Origin of the sequence: Nocardia spongicola, from assembly GCF_047200775.1 — a bacterium.
GTDB lineage: Bacteria > Actinomycetota > Actinomycetes > Mycobacteriales > Mycobacteriaceae > Nocardia.
Window position 1 is genome coordinate 90,294 of the sequence record NZ_JBJZOO010000012.1, and the last position, 17,781, is coordinate 108,074.

Consider the following 17,781-nt stretch of genomic DNA (forward strand, 5'->3'; position numbering starts at 1 on the left):
GGCGTGCGGTCCAACTCCTGGTGCGACGATGTCACTCATCGGTACACCACCTCTCTCGCGATACGCGCCACCGCGTCGGCGGCGTCGCGGTGCCCGGCACCAGCGGCGGCACGGCCCATCTCGATAAGCCGTGCGGAATCCATGAGCAGCGCAATCACCTCATCGATCACATACTTCGGCGTCAACTCGGCATCGGGGACGATTCTGCCACCACCCTGACCGACCACCGGCCTGGCATTGAGTTCCTGCTCCCCATTACCGTGCGGCAGCGGCACATAGAACGCGGGCAGCCCGACCGCGGAGACTTCGGCGACAGTCATCGCGCCCGACCGGCAGACCACCGCATCGGCAGCCGCATAAGCAAGGTCCATCCGGGATAGATACGGCACCACCACATAACGGGCGTCCCCCTGCGGGGAGGTAACGGAGCCGTCCAGCTCGAGAGTGTTCTTCGGACCGTGCGCGTGCAATACCGAGATACCGGCGGCGACGAGCTGAGGTGCGGCAGCGGATACCGCCTCGTTCAAGGTCCGCGCCCCCTGGGAACCGCCGAAAACCAGCAGTACCGGGCCTTCGGCGGGCAGGCCGAAGTGGGCACGGGCCTCGGCGCGCAATGCGACCCGGTCCAGCCCGGTGATCGATGCACGCACCGGTATCCCCACGACCTGAGCATTCGGCAAGCCCGAATCGGGAACAGCGGCGAGCACTCGCGCGGCACGGCGAGCGCCGACCTTGTTCGCGATGCCTGCCTTGGCATTCGCCTCGTGCACCACCACCGGAACCGCACGCCGACGACGCAGCACACCAGTGCCCGCGGCGAGATACGCGGGTAACGCCACATATCCGCCGAATCCGATGATCACATCGGCGTCGACCGCCTCGATCACCGCTCTGGTCGCGGCCACCGAAGCCCGCACTCGTCCGGGTAACCGCAATAGCTCGGCCGTCGGCTTCCTCGGTAGGGGAACCGGGGGGATCAACTCCAGCGGATAGCCCCGTTCGGGAACCAGACGGGTCTCCAGCCCACGTTCGGTGCCGAGCGCCGTCACCCGGATCGACTCGTCGAGCCGCCGCAGCGCATCCGCCACCGCCAGCGCAGGCTCGATGTGCCCCGCCGTGCCGCCGCCGGCGACGATTACCGAGATCACCTGGACTTTCCCCGTTCTCTTGCATGCTTGACCGGATAGCTGGGTTCCCATGCGCGGGTAGCGCGGGCCGAACTGGTGCCCCGGCTCTGCGCTGACCTGCGCCGCACCGGTTCGCTACCGTACCGTGCGCGCCTGCCCGGTGACAGCGACGACGGCCCTGACTCCGCGGACCCGCTCGCCCTGCCACGCCGTGCCGTGCTCGGACGAGCCGGTGCGTACACCTCTGGTGTGGGCAATCGCAGCAACCTGCTGAAACGACCGTCGTGTCCGGCGTGTAATGCCGACACCGCCTCCGGCTCATGTCTGGCCGCGTTCGCGATGACACCGAACATGAACAGCGTGATGGCCAAAGACGATCCTCCAGCGGAAACCAGCGGAAGCTGCAGACCGGTCACCGGGAGCAAACCGACCACATAGCCGGTATTGATCAGCGCCTGTGCGGTGATCCACGTCGTCGCGGTCGCCGTGAGCAGTCGCAGGAACGGATCCACCGAACGGGACGCGATACGCAGACCGGTGTAGACGAACAGGGCGAACAGACCGAGCACCAGCGCGCAACCGAGATAGCCGAGTTCTTCACCGATGATCGCGAAGATGAAATCGTTGTGCGCGTTGGGCAAGTAGTTCCATTTGGCCCGGCTCTGTCCGAGTCCACGCCCCCAGATGCCACCGTCGGCCAGCGAATACCGCGCCTGCCGCGCCTGATAATTGATGCCCTGTGGATCGTCCCCCGGGTTGAAGTACGCCCGCATGCGGTCGGAGCGATAACCGGCCGACAGTGCCAGCACCGCAGCGGCGATCATGCCGGACAGAGCGATCGTCACGAACAGACGCACTGGAAGGCCACCGAACCACAGCAATGCCGCGAGCACGATACCGAGGGCGATGGTGGTCGACAGATTCGGTTGCAGCACCACGAGCAGACACACCAGCAGACCGGCGGGCACCAGCGGAACCAGCATGTCCTTGAGCGTGGCATTCGCGGCGCGCCGGGAGGCCAGCAGGTGTGCTCCCCAGACCACCAGAGTCACCTTCACGATCTCCGACGGCTGCACCGAGATCGGCCCGAAGAGCAGCCAGCGGCGAGCACCTTGCACTTGTGTACCGATGCCGGGGATGAGCACCAGAACCAGCGCGAGCACCGACAATGCGAACAGCGGGAAGGACCACTGCCGCAACCTGCGCAGCGGAATACGCAACGCCAGGTAGAACAGCACCGCACCGACCACAGCGAACAGTGTCTGCTGGATGAACAGCGAATAGGCCGATCCACCATCGGCATAGGCTTCGACACTGGACGCCGACAGCACCATCACCAATCCGAGCACGGTGAGCAGGGTGGCGATGGTGACCACCAGATGGAACGACGCGAGCGGCCGCGCCAGCCAGGTCCCGAATCCGGGTACCGGCCCACGCTTGCGCCGCGCCGTTCCCGTCACAGTCGCCGTCCGATGTCACCGTCTTCCAAGGTGTGCACCGCGGCGGCGAAACTTCGGCCCCGGTGCGCGTAATCAGCGAACATGTCCAGCGATGCGGCGGCGGGCGCCAGCAGTACGGTGTCACCACTGCTGGCGAATCCCGCCGCCGCGCGCACCGCACGCGCCATCATGGCCTCGGCAGCCGCCGTCTTCGACGTTTCGTCACCCGCTGCCGCTTTGTCGTCCATTGCCGCATCGTCTCCCGCGGTCAGCTCGACGACCGGTACCTCAGGAGCGTGTCGCGCCAACGCGGCCGCGATCACCGGCGCGTCGGCGCCGACCAGCACTGCGGCGACCAGCCGATCGGCGACCTCCTCGATCAAGTCCTCGATATGCGCGCCCTTGAGCAAGCCGCCTGCCACCCAGATCACGTGCGGGTGCGCCAGAATCGAGGAGCGCGCCGCATGCGGGTTGGTGGCCTTGGAGTCGTCCACGAACTCGACCCCGGCCAGCTCACGTACGAACGCGGAGCGATGCGGACCGACCTTGTGCTCGATCAAACCCTCCCGGACGAACTGGGGCGCCACATCGATCGCCCTGGTCAGTGCGGCCGCGGCAAGTGCATCGGCGATACCCGCCGGGCCAGGCGGACTGATATCGCCTGCCTCGGCGAGGATCGCGGCCTTGGTGAACGCGCGGTCGAGCAATTTTCCGTCGACCACACCGAGTTCGCCGTCCGCGGGTACCCCGACCCGGAAACCTACCGTCCGACGTGCCTTGGACTTACGCGCCAACGAAGCCGCGACCCGATCGTCAAGACCAACCACCCCGACCCGGCCGATCAGCGCACGAGCCTTCGCCGCGGCATAGGCATCCAGGCCACCATGCCAATCCAGGTGATCTTCGGCGACATTGAGCACCACCCCGGCCTCCGGCCGTACCGACGGCGCCCAATGCAGCTGGAATGAGGACAGTTCGACGGCGAGCACCTGCGGCCCGGGGTTACGCCGCAAGGCGTCCAGGATCGGAAGACCGATATTCCCGCAGGCGACGCTGGCGATACCCGCGGCACGAAGGATCGCATGTGTCATCTGCGTTGTCGTGGTCTTACCGTTGGTACCAGTGATGACCAGCCATTTACGTACCGGACCGTAGATCCGGGCCTGATCGACCCACCAGGCGAATTCCACATCGCCCCATACCGGTGTGCCCTCGGCCACCGCGGTGGCGAGTACCGGTGAATCCGGCCGCCAGCCCGGGCTGGTGATCACCAACGCGAACCGGCTCCAGTCGGCCTCCTTCAGCTCCACGCTGGTGGCCACATCCACGCCGAGCTCGGCGGCCTCGGCCAATGCGGCGGCGGCACTGTCGGTGACCACCGGACGAGCGCCGATATCACGCAGTGGCTCGACCAGCGAACGTCCGGAAACACCCCAGCCCGCGACCAGGACATCGCGGCCGCGGAGAAATTCGAGCATGGGCCCAGGGGAACGTAGTGCCCGCGGAGAATGTTCGACCATTTCGTTCACCCGACCGCAGAGAGGTATTCGCTGTAGAACAGCCCGAGCCCGACAGCGGAGGCCATCGCGGCCAGAAGCCAGAATCTGATGATCACTGTGGTCTCGGCCCACTTGCTGAGTTCGAAGTGATGATGGAACGGCGCCATCTTGAACAATCGATTGCGTGTTGTACGGAAGACCGCGACCTGCAACACCACCGAGGCCGTCTCGGCGACGAACAGCGCGCCGATGACGATCATCAGCAACTCGGTCCGAGTGGTGATGGACAGACCGGCCAGCAAGCCGCCGAGCGCCAGCGAACCGGTATCGCCCATGAATATCTTGGCCGGAGCCGCGTTCCACCACAGGAATCCGATACACGCCGCGGCACCCGCGGCACAGACCAGGGCGAGATCCAGCGGATCACGCACGTTGTAGCAACCGGCCTCCGGCTTGGTCTCGCAGGCGTGGTAGTACTGCCAGAAGGTGATGATCACGTACCCGCCCAAGACCAGGCTCATCGATCCGGCGGCCAGTCCGTCCAATCCGTCGGTGAGGTTTACCGCATTGGACCACGCGACAACCACGAAGCACACGAACACAAGGAATACGGCCACGCCCATGGTCACCGTGCTGATGTCACGCACATAGGACAGATGCCTGCTGGCGGGGGTCAGCCCGCTCTCCCCCCTGAATTGCAGCGCGAGTATGCCGAAGACCACAGCCGCGGACAACTGGCCGATATATTTACCCGCCGCGGTCAAGCCCAGATTGCGCTGCTTGCGAATCTTGATGAAGTCGTCGGTGAAACCGACCGCGCCGAGCGCGGTGGCCAGGCCGAGCACCAGCAGCGCCGATGCGGTCGGGCCTTCGGCGTCGTAGCCGATACCGATCAGATGGGAGCCGAGATAGCCTGCCCACATCCCGACCAGGATCGCGACGCCGCCCATGGTCGGTGTACCACGCTTGGCCTGATGACTGGCCGGCCCATCGACCCGGATCTCCTGGCCGAAGCCCTGTTTGGCGAACAGCCTGATCAACAGTGGAGTGAGCAGGATCGAGACCGTCAGCGCGATCCCCGCGGCGAAGAGAATCTGTCTCATCCTGCTGCCTCCGTATCCTGCCCCACCCGGCCACCTGCCGCGCCCGCACTGCGTGCGGCCACGACATCCGGGTCGGTCAGATGCTCGGCGACCTCCCATAGGCCGACCGACTTCGATGCTTTGACCAGCACGACGTCACCCGCTGCGACTTCTTCGTCCAGTAGCGCGATCGCGGCCTCGATATCCGGAACGAGAACCGATTCCTCGCCCCACGACCCCTCCAGCACCGCTCCCTGATGCAATGCCCGCGACGGCCTTCCGGTACCGACGACAACCACCCGGCTGACATCCAGCCGCACGGCGAGTCTGCCGATGGCATCGTGCTCGAGCACGGATTCCTCCCCGAGCTCGGCCATCTCGCCGAGTACCGCCCAGCTGCGGCGCGGGGTCCGGCCCGCGCGCGCCAGGCTCACCAACGCTTTGAGCGCGGCACGAACCGAGTCCGGATTGGCGTTATAGGAATCGTTGACGACGGTGATCCCATCGGCGGTGGTCCGCACGTCCATCCGGCGCGCCGATGCCGCGGTCGCACCGGATAGTGCCGCGGTCACCTCGGACAGACCCGCCCCGCATTCCAGCGCGACCGCGATCGCCGAGAGCGCATTGCCGATCTGATGCTCGCCGTGCACGGCCAATCGAACCGGTGCGCTGCCCACCGGAGTGTGCACGGTGAACGCGGCCCTGGCCTGGTCGTCGAGCCGTATCTCGGTAGCGCGGATATCGGCGGTCTCGGCCTGCCCGACCAGCACCACCCGCGCCGACGTGCGGGCGGCCATGGCGGCGACTCTGGGATCATCGGCGTTGAGCACAGCGAGCCCGGTGGCAGGCAGCGCTTCGACCAGCTCACCCTTGGTCTTCGCGATGGCCTCGCGACTGCCGAACTCACCGAGGTGCGCGGTACCGACATTGAGCACGACACCGATACTCGGCGGCGCCACATCGGCCAGCGCGGCGATATGCCCAGGCCCCCTGGCCGACAGTTCGAGCACGAGGAATCGGGTGCTCGCATCGGCGCGTAACGCGGTCCACGGATGGCCGAGCTCATTGTTGAACGACCCTGGCGGGGCGACTACCGAACCCAGCGGAGCCAAAACGGCGGCCAGCAGATCCTTGGTCGAGGTCTTACCAGAGGAACCGGTGACGCCGACCACGGTGAGCCCGCTCTCTGCGGCCAAGCGCGCGGTGGCGGCGCGTGCCAATGCGGCAAGAGCGGTGAGCACAGCCGCGCCGGAACCATCCGGGTCATGAGTCAGGGCAATCGAACTCGACGGCGCGGCACCAACGGTAGGCGCGACGACAATGGCGGGTACCCCGACCGGCCGTGCCGCCAGTACTGCCACCGCGCCTGCGGTGATCGCCGCGGGCGCGTAGTCGTGGCCGTCCGAACTGCTTCCCGGCAGAGCTAAGAACAGATCACCGGAACCGATACGGCGCGAATCGAATTCGACCGCGCCGGTCACTCGTAGCTCCGGGTCTGCGACATCGTGCAGCGTGCCGCCGACGATATCGGCGATCTCCCGCAGTGTCATCTCGATCATGAAACCGTCAAGTCCTCCGCGTGCTTACCTTGCGGACTCAGTCTTTCCAATGCGTCCGCGAGTACTTCGCGGTCGTCGAACGGGTGCTTCACGCCCTGGATCTCCTGCCCTGTCTCATGTCCCTTGCCTGCGATCAGCACCACATCACCGGGGCGCGCCCAGGCCACCGCGGCCGCGATCGCCTCCGCACGGTCACCGATCTCACGCACCACACCACGTTCGGCCTCGGACACCTCCAGCGCACCGGAGCGCATGGCGGCACGGATGGCCGCCGGGTCCTCGCTGCGCGGATTGTCGTCGGTGATGATCAGCAGATCGGCGCCGCGCGCACCCGCTGCCCCCATCAGTGGCCGCTTGCCCGTATCACGGTCGCCGCCCGCGCCGACAACTACCGCGAGCCGTCCCCTGGTATCTGCCGTCAGATGACCACGCAGCGTGGCGATCACGGACTCCAGCGCCGCGGGTTTGTGCGCGTAGTCGACCATCGCCAGAAAATTCTGACCACGCTCGACCCGCTGCATCCTGCCCGGCACGTCCACGGTCGCCAGCGCGGGCGCGGCAACCGTAGGCTCGACTCCCGCCGCGGCACATACAGCGACGGCGAGCAAGCCATTGGTGACGTTGTAGTGGCCGGGAAGCCGCAGCCGCACCGCGACCTCCCCCGAGGGTCCGGATGCGGTGAAATCCTGTTCGCCACTGTGCCTCGACACCGAGCCCGCGACAGTCCAGGCAGCATCCCGTGTGGTGGACACAGTGATCGGACTCGGCAACCCGGCAGCCAGCCGCTGCCCCCACTCATCGTCCACGCACACCACGGCGGTACGCGCCGCTACCGGTGAACCCGATTCGAACAGTTTGCGTTTGGCGGCGAAGTAATCGTCGAAATCGGCGTGGAAATCCAGATGGTCTTGGGACAGGTTGGTGAAAGCGCCCACTGCGAATCGCACCCCGTCCACCCGGCCGAGCGCCAGTGCGTGGCTGGACACCTCCATCACCACTGCGTCCACCCCCTGCTCGACCATGAGCGCGAACATCGCGTGCAGCTGCGGCGCCTCCGGAGTGGTCAGCGCGCTCGGTACCCGCCTGCCGCCGATCCTCGTCTCGATAGTGCCGATCAGCGCGGTGGACAGCCCCGCGGCGGCCAGCCCCGCCTCCACCAGATAGGAGGTTGTCGTCTTACCCGAGGTGCCGGTGATCCCGACAATGCGCAGCCGGTCGGACGGGTTACCGTAGATCGCCGCCGACAGCTCTCCGAGTACCGACCTCGGGTGCTCCCGTACCAGCACCGGCACCGGAAGCCGACCGGCCAGCTCCGCGCCCGCCGCGTCGGTCACCACCGCGACAGCGCCGCGAGCCAGCGCGTCCTGCACGAAACGAGCACCATGCGCGCGGGCCCCCGGCAGCGCGGCGAACACGTCACCGGGCAGTACGGCATGCGAACGCTGCTCGATGCCGGTGACCAGCACACCATGCGTCATCGACTCCTGGCTCACCGCCGACTCCGGGCTCACCGCCGACTCCGGGCTCACTACAGCCCCGATGAGGGCGGCCAGCGACGCCAGTGGCGTTGCCCGCGCATGCGCGGGCCGCAATGCGCGCGGTTGACCGGACTGCACAGGAACCAGGCTCCTTTCGGGAATCGATCGACGTGTCAGGTTACCGTCGTCCGATCACGATGGGACCACGCGGCCCCATGGCACAGCCGCCGACGACACCTACCGCACCCTACGACTTCGCCCTTGCCTGCAGAGGCACCCCACGCGGTGTACGGACGCCATGAAACGAGACTGCCACGGACAGCGCATATCGCCACCCTCCGCCGCTGCTCGAATACCCTGTCCACCTGCAACGTCCTCCACACAGTGCGGATAGCTTCCATATACCTGCCACGGCGATCGCGCACAGGCGGTACCGATCACCCCGCTTGCAGTACGAAACGTTTGGGCGGCTGCGCCGAGGGCGGGATGCGGTCGCGCTGCAGCGCCCACGAGGCGATGTTGTGGAACAGCGGAGCCGCCGAACCACCACCGCTGCCGTCGGAGCTGCGCACCGGCGCGTCGAGCATGAGCCCGATCACGTAGCGCGGGTTGTCCGCGGGGACCATACCCGCGAAGGTGATCCAGAACGACGACGTGGAATAGCACCGGCAGTCGGGGTCCACCTTCTGCGCGGTACCGGTTTTACCCGCCACCTGGTAGCCCTCGATGGCCGCGGGCCAGCCGGTGCCGTTCTGATTCGCGTTCATCGGGTCGCGCTGCACCACCGCCTGGAACATGGTCCGCACAGTGGCCGCGGTCTGCGGGCTGACCACCCGCACGCCCTCCGGCTGGGTCTTCTCGATACGGGTACCGTCAGGTGCGATCTCCGCTCGGACGATCCGGGGCGGAATCCGGACACCATCATTGGCGATAGCCTGGTACATGGCGGTCATCTGCAGGGTGGTCATCGAAAGCCCTTGCCCGATAGGCAGATTCGCGAATGTGCCACCGGACCACTGCACCTGATCGGGCATCAGCCCCGGACTCTCCCCCGGCAGACCGATACCCGTACGCTGGCCGAGCCCGAACCGATGCGCCATATCGGCGAAACGATCCTCGCCTATCCGCTGGGCGAGCATGAGCGTGCCCACATTCGAGGAACGACCGAAGATGCCTGTGGTGGTATACGGCTCGACATCGTGTGACCACGCGTCATGCACGGTGACGCCGGCCATCCGGATGTCACCGGGCACCTGATGCACCTCGTCCGGCCCGGTGACACCGTACTCGATGGCCGCGGCAGCGGTGATGATCTTGTTCACCGAACCGGGTTCGAACGTGTCCATCACCGATGGGTTGCTCAGGTCGGCCTCGGCCCACTTCTGCGGCCCCAACGCCGGATTGAAGGTGTTGTCGTTGGCCATCGCCAGGACTTGCCCGGTCCTGGCGTCGAGCACCACCGCAGAAGCGGCACCCGCGCCGGAGACATCTTTGGCCTGCTGCAGCTGTTGCTGCACGTAGTACTGCAGATCGGAGTCCAAGGTCAGCTCGACCGCCGACCCATCGACCGCGGGCTGCTCATCGCGCCAGCTCCCCGGGATGACCGTGCCATCGGAACCACGATCGTAGGTATGCGACCCATCGGTACCTGCCAGCACCGAGTCCAGCGAGGACTCCAGCCCGACTTGTCCGTGGCCGTCCCACCCGGTAGCACCGACGACGTTCGCAGCCAAAGAGCCGCCGGGATATACCCGGATGCTCTGCTGTTCGGAACCGACCTGGGGGAACTTATCGGTGATCTCGGCCGCGACCCGCGGATCCACATTGCGGGCCAGATACACGAACAGGTCGTCACCGCGCAGCTTCGCCAGCAGATCCGCCTCCGAGGGCGCGTCCTTACCCAGTTTCCGGTGAATAGTGCGGGCGATATCGTGCAACCGTTCATCCGGATCGGGCGCCGTATCACTGGTGGACTTGGCCGCTGCCAGCTCCTGACGAACCCGGACCGGTTGAAAGGTCAGAGCTTTCGCGGAGATGGTGAAGGCCAGTGATCTGCCGTTGCGGTCGGTGATAGGCCCGCGGATCGCCGGGTCCGGCTGGTGGGTGGTGCGCTGACTCGCCGACTGCGCCGACAGACCGGGAGCCGCGATGCTCTGCACCCACAGCAACTGCAAGGCGACAACAGCGAGCGCGACCAACATCACCACTCGCCCGACGCCGAGACGCAACCGTAACGGATCAGGTGGAGCGACTCGACGCGGTCTACCCCCGCCGCGGGACGCGGACGGCCCGCGGCGCCGACGCGGTGCGGGCCGGGGATGCGTCACCTGATACCTCCATCGGGTGCGGCCGATGCCTGGTGTGCTGTGCCTGCCTCTGGCCGCGACGCGGGCGCGGCCGCCTGGGCTGCCGCCGCTTCGACAGGCTGTCCCTGATCCGCCTCGACCGCTATCGGAGGCACCGGGACAGTATGCGTCGGCGCACCGGTCACCTGAACATCGGTATGCGCGGCTGGATCCGGCTGATCCGGCGCTGGAACGCTCGGCGTGAGCTGGACCGGAAGCACTCGTTCGCCCCTGGCCTCGATATTGCCGGTTCCTGGAACCGGAGAGGTGTTCAGCGGCGGCACCGGCGTGCCCTGCGCAGGCGTAGGGGTACCGATCACCGTGACCTCGCCATTCGGGCCGATCACCAAGCGAGCCGGATCCTCGGCCGGAATCATACCGAGTTCCCGCGCCCGCGCGGCCAGCTCCGGCGCGGAGTCGGCGGCCTCCACCTCGCGCTGCAACGCGGCACGTTCATCGGCCAACCGCTGATTGGTAGCCCGTGCGTCACTGAGCTGGTAACTGTCCTCGGCAGCTCGGGTGGTCAGCAGGAGGGTGAGGGCGAGCCCGCAACCGAGCAGCGCGATAACGGCCGCGACGAAGGGGACGTGCCCGGCAGTAGCCGAACGGCGCATCGCGGGCAACAGCGCGGTGTCCGAACGATGCTCCGCACGCGCGCGCCGCCGCGTATAGGCCCGTTGCGCCGCACCGGATCGCACGCGCTCGGCAGCTTCGACCCGCCGGGCGGCCCGGCCAGGCACCTCGGCAGTCCGCGACCGTACACTCATCGGTTCCCCTCCTCGCCTACAGCGCTCCCGCGGGACACCCGCACCCGGTCGGCACGGCAAGGCGCTGCGCCATGATTCCTCACCGTGCCTACAGCGCTCCCGCGGGACACCCGCACCCGGTCGGCACGGCAAGGCGCTGCGCCATGATTCCTCACCGTGCCTCCTGGATCCGCTCCGCTGCTCGCATTCGTACTGGTGCCGCTCGTGGGTTTTCCTCGATCTCCTGTTCTGTCGCCTTCTCCGCGCCGCGGGTCAACATCCGGAATTCCGGCCCCATACCGGGCAGTTCGACCGGAAGGCCCAGTGGTGTTCTGGATGTCGTTCGCGCGGAAAGCTCCTGTTTGACCACCTTGTCTTCCAGTGACTGATAAGACATGACGACGATGCGACCGCCGACCCCGAGCGCAGTGAGCGCGGCAGGTACCGCAGCGCGTAGCGAATCCAGTTCCCGGTTGACTTCCACACGGAGCGCTTGAAAGGTGCGCTTGGCCGGATGCCCGCCGGTGCGGCGAGTGGCCGCGGGGATCGTGGCGTAGAGCAGCTCCACCAGCTCGGCACTGGTACTGAACGGCTTGCTCCGGCGCCGCCGAACTATTTCCGCGGCGATCCGGCCCGCGAAGCGTTCCTCCCCATAGGTTTTCAGTACCCGAGCCAGATCGCCGTGACTGTAGGTGTTGAGTACATCGGCGGCGGTGGGCCCGTGGCTCGAGTCCATCCGCATATCCAGCGGAGCGTCGACAGAATAGGCGAAGCCACGTTCGGCCTCATCCAGCTGCATCGACGAGACACCGAGGTCCATCAGAATCGCCGCGACCGAGCCGGTGGCGGCGAGCCCTGCTCCGAGCAACGCATCGGCGATCCCGTCATAACGGGTGTGCACCAAGGTGATTCGGTCCGCGAACGGCGCGAGCCGCGCGCCGGCCAACTGCAATGCGGTGGTGTCCCGGTCAAGGCCGATCAGCCGGAGATCTGGATAGGTGCGCAGGAAATACTCGGCGTGACCACCGAGCCCAAGAGTGGCATCCATGTAGATCGCACCCGGCTCGGCCATAGCGGGCCCCAACAGCGCGTCGGCCCGCTCCAGCAGAACCGGAACATGACGAGGACCGCGCTGTTCACGGTTCACCTCGTCCTCCCGGAGTCCTGCCTCGCCTTGTCCAGCACCGCAAACAAATCGCCTGGATAGACGGTGCTGCCTTGATACACAGTGCTTTTACTACGGATACGAATGCCTCGTGGTCTCTGACCGAACTTCGGCGCCTGGCGTCGGGGAAGTACGTCAGGGTCCGCGCCCGGGCAGAGACCGCGCGGCACTCGTTCACTCGCGGCTAGAAGATCCCGCCCAGTGACTCGTCTTTTGCTTGCGAGAAGTCCTCCTCGTGCTCGGCGAGGTAGGACTCCCACGCCTGCTTGTCCCATATCTCCAGGAAGTCGACCGAGCCGATCACCACGCAATCCCGTTTCAGATCGGCGTAGCGACGATGTTCGGCCGACAACATGATCCGACCCTGTGCATCTGGGCGTTGTTCATCCGTTCCGGCTGCGAGCGCCCGGACAAACGCGCGGGCCTGCGGATTGCTTCGAGACGCGGCCGCGGCTCGGCGGGCGAGCGCGGTGAACTCTTCTTTCGGATACACGGCAAGGCTGTGGTCCTGACCCTTCGTGACCATCAACCCTCCCGCCAGATCGTCTCGAAACTTCGCAGGCAACGTGAGTCGCCCCTTGTCGTCCAAACGAGGTGTGTAGGTACCGAGAAACATCTCGATACCTCCCTAGTCGATCACCTCGATGGTCGGCCTTTCGGTACTGCGCGCCCCACCTTACCCCACTTTCCCCCACTTTCAATCGAAACAAGCGGCGATCCGACTCCTGGCGCAACCGATTCCGCAGGTCATCACAGCTATCACTGCGGTGGGGAACTTTCACGAGTTCCGCCGACACGCACCGCACCTTCGGTCGAGTACCCGAAAATACCCAGCAAATGCCCTGGTATAGGCGCTGCGAACCGGCGAGGAACACACGCGGGAAAGGGTGTGGGGAGAGGTGGGGGAGATAGGAATTCGATTGGAGATCATCCGCGGTATAGGTGACTACACACACAATCCGCGGTCACATAGATGGCGACGCCGCACCGTACGGTGCGGCGTCGCCATCTATGCCGGGATCGCCGGTCGCCTGAGGCCGGCTACTCCTGTTCGAACCGTCTCCGGAAGCGATCCTCCATGCGCTCGGAGAAACCACCGGACTTGCGTTGCTTGCCCTGATGGCCACCGGAGCCTCCGGAGGACACACCCTTACCGGATCGCTCGTTCTTGGCGGCGCTTCTGGAGGCGCCGAGCAGCAACAGGACACCGGCGCCGAACATGACGATGAACCCGATCAGACTGATGATCGGGAAGCCACCGGGCTTCACGGGCGCCGCGATACCCGCGACAAGGAGGAACAGGCCGAGAGCGAACAACGCCGCGGCCTGAAGTTTACGACGACTCGACGTCGTACGAAGTCGCCCACCGCGGACGGACGAGGCGAACTTGGGATCCTCAGCATAGAGAGCGCTCTCGATCTGTTCGAGCATGCGCTGCTCGTGCTCGGAGAGTGGCACGGTACCTCCCCCGGCACTAGGACGTGGCTGCCGCCTCCGGGTAGGCGGCAGATAGCCGACCTTGGCGGCTATCCGACACTAATGATACGAGTTCGAACAAGGCCAGACCACCTACTCGCCGATAACTAAGCTGTCAGCCCTCCGATGCCGCCCGGCGCGGGTCGCAATCGAGCCGATTCCGCGAGCAGATCCTCCACATCGTGCAGGAAGGCGCCGACTCGCGAAAAGAACTCGTCCGCCGCATGATTGTCGACACATCGGTCGAGCCCGGCCTCCAACGCAGCCCTGGTCTCCGAGTGCGCGCTGAAGTAGTCCGCCCACATCACGAACTCGGGCGCGGCGCGCTGCAAGAGCACCCACGCGTTCCGCGAGCGCGCCCTCGGCGTGGCGTCGGCACCGGTACGCGCGATCACCGCCCCCGCACCACGCAGCGCGGCCAGATAGGCGGTACGGAACCGCTCCCGCGGATCTCGTTCTCCCGCCGCCTGCATGAGCAAGCCATCCGCCCGCTCCAACAGCGTGCAGGCCCGGCCGGGCTGCCCCGGATATTCCACTCGACCAGACATCGGCGTCCCTCCACCATCGCGCACCCTGGCCGGGTCTCTAGGCTGGAGGCAGCATGCCGCACCGCCTTCAAGCACCGCCCGAACCGAACAGGTATTCGAACGTTTCAATTGAGCTCGAATAGTAGCGACACCCCCTGACAAACTTCCGCGTCCGCGCGCAACCGACGAGAGCCATGACTGCCGTCAAGCCCAATCACACTCCCGCACCCGCCGTTGTCGACATCTCCGTAGCAGCCCTGCGCTCCCGGCTGCCCGACGCACTGGCGGTATACGTGGCGGCTATGGGCTATCCGCGTGGCACCGAGCACCATCGCGCACCGATGTGGACCGAGCATATGACCAGGCCCGGCTGGCAAGCGGTGGCCGCCGTACTACCCGATAATTCCGGCAGGATCGATCTCAGGAAGGCACCCATCGTCGCGGTCGCCTACGGCTACCGTGGTGCCACCCAGCAATGGTGGCACCAACAGGTGCACAACGGAATGCGCCGTTCGGGCCTGCCGGAACACACCACGCGGGAGCTGCTCTCGGACTATTTCGAGCTCACCGAACTTCATGTGCACCCAACCGCACAGGGCCGCGGTATCGGCTCCACGCTGCTGGAACGGCTGCTGCGCGACCGGACCGAGCGGGCCGTACTACTGTCCACCCCCGAGGTCGACGGTGAGGGCAACCGCGCCTGGCGGCTGTACCGCAGGCAAGGATTCACCGATGTGCTGCGCAACTTCGTGTTCGCAGGCGACACCAGGCCGTTCGCGATCCTCGGCCGGCGGCTGCCGTTATGACGGCAGTGGTAGTCGGTTCCGGTCACAACGGCCTGATCGCCGCGTGTTACCTCGCCCGTGCCGGGCACCGGGTCGAAGTACTCGAATGCGATGACGTACTCGGCGGCGCGGTATCGACGGTCGAACGGTTCCCCGGCCATCGGGTCGATCGTGGCTCGTCGGCGCACATCATGATCCGCCACACCGGCATCCTCGAGGAACTGGAACTCGACCGTTTCGGGCTGCGCTACCTGGATTGTGATCCATGGGGATTCGCCCCGGCTCATGTGGGCCGCCCGGCGATCGTATTCCATCGTGACCTGGAATCCACCTGTGCCTCGATCGCCACGGCCTGTGGCAGCGGAGACGCCGCGGCATATCGCCGGTTCGTCCGGGTGTGGGGGGCACGGAGTACCCGTGTCATGCGAGCCTTCGGTATCGGTCCGACACCGGGCGGACTGGTGCGATCGTTCTGGGGCCTGGACGCGCCGCACGGCGGTAGCGCGCTGTCCAGGGAGTTCCTGCAATCCGGAGACGCGTTGCTGGACACCTTCTTCGAGGACGAACGCCTGAAAGCAGCGCTGGCCTGGTTCGGCGCGCAATCCGGCCCGCCGATGTCGGAACCGGGCACAGCGCCGATGGTCGGCTTCGCCGCGCTCATGCACACACTGCCGCCGGGTCGCGCGGTCGGCGGCAGTGGCGCGCTGACCACAGCCCTGGCAGCGCGGCTGCGCGCCGATGGCGGAACGGTGACCACGGGCGATGCGGTATCGGCGCTACAGCGCACCGGCCGACACTGGCGGGTGCGCACCGCATCGGGCCGCGAACTGCGTGCCGATATCGTCATCGCGGGCACCCATGTGCTGACCACGATCGATCTGCTGCGGGCAGGCGGATTCGACGGCGCGATCCTCGACGACTGGCGCCGCCGCATTCGAGTCGGACCGGGGATCGGCATGGTGGTCCGGGTCGCCACCAGCCGGCTGCCGCACTATCCGGACAGTCCGGCCGCGCACTCCGCCAACGGCCTACAATTCCTGGTGTCCGATCGCGCACAGTTGCGCCGCGCGCACGGCGCCGCACTGGCTGGGGAGCTACCACCACGGCCGGTGGTGCTCGCGATGAGCTTCAGCGCACTGGATCCGACCATCGCGCCGCCCGGCGAACATCAGTTGTCCTTGTGGGCCCAATGGCACCCCTACCGGCCTGCCGACGGCAGCGACTGGGCCACACTGGCGCATCGGGAGAGCGACCGGATCATCGCCGAGGTCGATTCGTATGCACCAGGTTTCACCGATACAGTGCTGCGCAGACATGTACAGACGCCGGTGGATCTGGAGCGTGAGCTCGGGCTCATCGGCGGAAACGTCATGCATGTGGAGATGTCGCTGGACCAGATGATGCTGTGGCGACCCCTGCCTGAGCTGTCCGGACAACGGGTCCCCGGCGCACCAGGACTGTATCTGACCGGCGCGTCCACCCATCCCGGTGGTGGTGTCTGCGGAACGAGCGGCCGTAGCGCCGCCACCCTCGCACTGCGCGATATGCGCCGCCGCGGACTCTGCCGCAGACTGGGACGATGACAGGCCGGGACGACGTACCGAGTGCGCCCCTCGACCGCACCGAGCCGCCACGACCACAGCGCGCGCCGACCGCGGACCGGTCCGCATCGGGATGGCGTTCGGCCCGTTTCCTCCTTCCCTTCGCCCTCCTCACCGCAGCGGTGATCGCGCAGATCTGTTATCCCCTCACGACAGGCACCGCACGTGACCGCAGCACAGTCACGATCGTGCTGCTGTGCGCTGGTGCCGCACTGGCGCACGCGACTGCCACCAGGGGAATCCGGTATGCCATCGGTTTCCTGGTGCTCGTTTCCGGGATCGGATTGCTGGCCGAAGTGGTCGGGGTCGCGACCGGGGTGCCGTTCGGCTGCTACGCATACGCCACCGACAGACTCGGCCCAACCCTGTTCGATGTGCCACTACTCATCGCGACGGCCTGGACAGGCGGTATCTATCCGGTGTACATAGTGGCCGGAATAGTGTCGCGGCGTACGGTGTCACGGATCGCGCTGACCGCGACCGGCGCAGTGGGCTGGGACCTGTTCCTGGATCCGCAGATGGTCGCCGACGGGCAGTGGACCTGGTGCGACACCACCTCCGGGCTGCCAGGGCTCGCGCAAATTCCGTACACGAACTATCTGGGATGGTTCGGCGTCGCGCTCGTGATAGCCGGAGTGCTGGCGATCTGGGAACGCACGGCGCCGGCTCCCCGCGCGCAGGCGCGGCCGAACGCGATCACACTCGCCGTACCGGTCGCACTGTTCCTGTGGACCTGGCTGGGTTCGGCACTGGCGCACGCGGTATTCCTCGACCTGCCGTACTCCGCCGGGTACGGTCTCGTCGGGATGGGGGTGCTCGGTGTCCCGCTGCTGGTCGTAGCCGGACGCGCCATGAAGTGACCGCCGAGGCACTCGGCACTATGCGCCGACACGGTCTCGCATCCAGCGTTTCCTTGCCTGCCATGCGGCCTGGCACGATATCCCCGTGCAGC

General features: G+C 66.5%; 15 protein-coding genes. 3 read left to right on the plus strand and 12 right to left on the minus strand.

Annotated elements, in window-relative coordinates; genetic code table 11:
- Window positions 1-35: 35 nt before the first annotated feature.
- The 12 genes from murG to ACL02S_RS19185 form a co-directional block, all read right to left on the minus strand.
- A complete protein-coding gene (gene murG, locus ACL02S_RS19130; protein WP_412803818.1) occupies window positions 36-1,199 on the minus strand; it encodes an undecaprenyldiphospho-muramoylpentapeptide beta-N-acetylglucosaminyltransferase in 1,164 nt (387 codons plus the stop codon).
- Window positions 1,145-2,587, minus strand: a complete 1,443-nt coding sequence (ftsW, locus tag ACL02S_RS19135) for a putative lipid II flippase FtsW (protein WP_412803819.1) — start codon at window positions 2,585-2,587, stop codon at window positions 1,145-1,147. The genes murG and ftsW overlap by 55 nt, the downstream gene beginning before the upstream one ends.
- Window positions 2,584-4,044, minus strand: a complete 1,461-nt coding sequence (murD, locus tag ACL02S_RS19140) for a UDP-N-acetylmuramoyl-L-alanine--D-glutamate ligase (RefSeq protein ID WP_412803820.1) — start codon at window positions 4,042-4,044, stop codon at window positions 2,584-2,586. The genes ftsW and murD overlap by 4 nt, the downstream gene beginning before the upstream one ends.
- 47 nt (window positions 4,045-4,091) lie before the next feature.
- Window positions 4,092-5,168 carry a phospho-N-acetylmuramoyl-pentapeptide-transferase gene (gene mraY / locus ACL02S_RS19145; RefSeq protein WP_412803821.1) on the minus strand — a complete coding sequence of 359 codons (1,077 nt, stop codon included), beginning with the start codon at window positions 5,166-5,168 and terminating at the stop codon, window positions 4,092-4,094.
- Complete coding sequence (locus tag ACL02S_RS19150) at window positions 5,165-6,706, minus strand: UDP-N-acetylmuramoyl-tripeptide--D-alanyl-D-alanine ligase (protein ID WP_412803822.1); 1,542 nt, start codon at window positions 6,704-6,706, stop codon at window positions 5,165-5,167. The genes mraY and ACL02S_RS19150 overlap by 4 nt, the downstream gene beginning before the upstream one ends.
- Window positions 6,703-8,322, minus strand: a complete 1,620-nt coding sequence (locus ACL02S_RS19155; RefSeq protein WP_412803823.1) for a UDP-N-acetylmuramoyl-L-alanyl-D-glutamate--2,6-diaminopimelate ligase — start codon at window positions 8,320-8,322, stop codon at window positions 6,703-6,705. Before ACL02S_RS19155 ends, ACL02S_RS19150 begins: the two co-directional genes overlap by 4 nt.
- 299 nt (window positions 8,323-8,621) lie before the next feature.
- On the minus strand, window positions 8,622-10,511 hold the full coding sequence (locus ACL02S_RS19160) for a peptidoglycan D,D-transpeptidase FtsI family protein (RefSeq protein ID WP_412803824.1): 1,890 nt from the start codon (window positions 10,509-10,511) through the stop codon (window positions 8,622-8,624).
- Window positions 10,508-11,296 carry a cell division protein FtsL gene (ftsL, locus tag ACL02S_RS19165; RefSeq protein ID WP_412803825.1) on the minus strand — a complete coding sequence of 263 codons (789 nt, stop codon included), beginning with the start codon at window positions 11,294-11,296 and terminating at the stop codon, window positions 10,508-10,510. Before ftsL ends, ACL02S_RS19160 begins: the two co-directional genes overlap by 4 nt.
- Before the next feature lie 151 nt (window positions 11,297-11,447).
- The gene (gene rsmH / locus ACL02S_RS19170) at window positions 11,448-12,422 is read right to left on the minus strand and encodes a 16S rRNA (cytosine(1402)-N(4))-methyltransferase RsmH (protein ID WP_412803826.1); all 975 of its coding nucleotides are present in this window, start codon (window positions 12,420-12,422) and stop codon (window positions 11,448-11,450) included.
- Window positions 12,423-12,624: 202 nt separating this feature from the next.
- On the minus strand, window positions 12,625-13,056 hold the full coding sequence (mraZ, locus tag ACL02S_RS19175; RefSeq protein ID WP_412803827.1) for a division/cell wall cluster transcriptional repressor MraZ: 432 nt from the start codon (window positions 13,054-13,056) through the stop codon (window positions 12,625-12,627).
- Window positions 13,057-13,481: 425 nt separating this feature from the next.
- Entirely contained in the window at window positions 13,482-13,898 is a 417-nt protein-coding gene (locus ACL02S_RS19180; RefSeq protein WP_412803828.1) for an SCO2097 family morphological protein, read from the minus strand.
- A gap of 125 nt (window positions 13,899-14,023) precedes the next feature.
- Window positions 14,024-14,464, minus strand: coding sequence for an SAV_6107 family HEPN domain-containing protein (locus ACL02S_RS19185; RefSeq protein WP_412803829.1), 441 nt, complete (start codon window positions 14,462-14,464; stop codon window positions 14,024-14,026).
- A 173-nt stretch (window positions 14,465-14,637) separates the two neighbouring features.
- Here ACL02S_RS19185 and ACL02S_RS19190 point away from each other — a divergent pair, with 173 nt between their 5' ends.
- Genes ACL02S_RS19190 through ACL02S_RS19200 form a run of 3 tightly spaced genes read left to right on the plus strand, consistent with a single transcriptional unit; the run spans window position 14,638 to window position 17,689 of the window.
- Complete coding sequence (locus ACL02S_RS19190; RefSeq protein ID WP_412803830.1) at window positions 14,638-15,249, plus strand: GNAT family N-acetyltransferase; 612 nt, start codon at window positions 14,638-14,640, stop codon at window positions 15,247-15,249.
- Window positions 15,246-16,811, plus strand: a complete 1,566-nt coding sequence (locus tag ACL02S_RS19195) for a phytoene desaturase family protein (RefSeq protein WP_412803831.1) — start codon at window positions 15,246-15,248, stop codon at window positions 16,809-16,811. Before ACL02S_RS19190 ends, ACL02S_RS19195 begins: the two co-directional genes overlap by 4 nt.
- Window positions 16,808-17,689 carry a carotenoid biosynthesis protein gene (locus tag ACL02S_RS19200; RefSeq protein WP_412803832.1) on the plus strand — a complete coding sequence of 294 codons (882 nt, stop codon included), beginning with the start codon at window positions 16,808-16,810 and terminating at the stop codon, window positions 17,687-17,689. The genes ACL02S_RS19195 and ACL02S_RS19200 overlap by 4 nt, the downstream gene beginning before the upstream one ends.
- Window positions 17,690-17,781 lie beyond the last annotated feature (92 nt).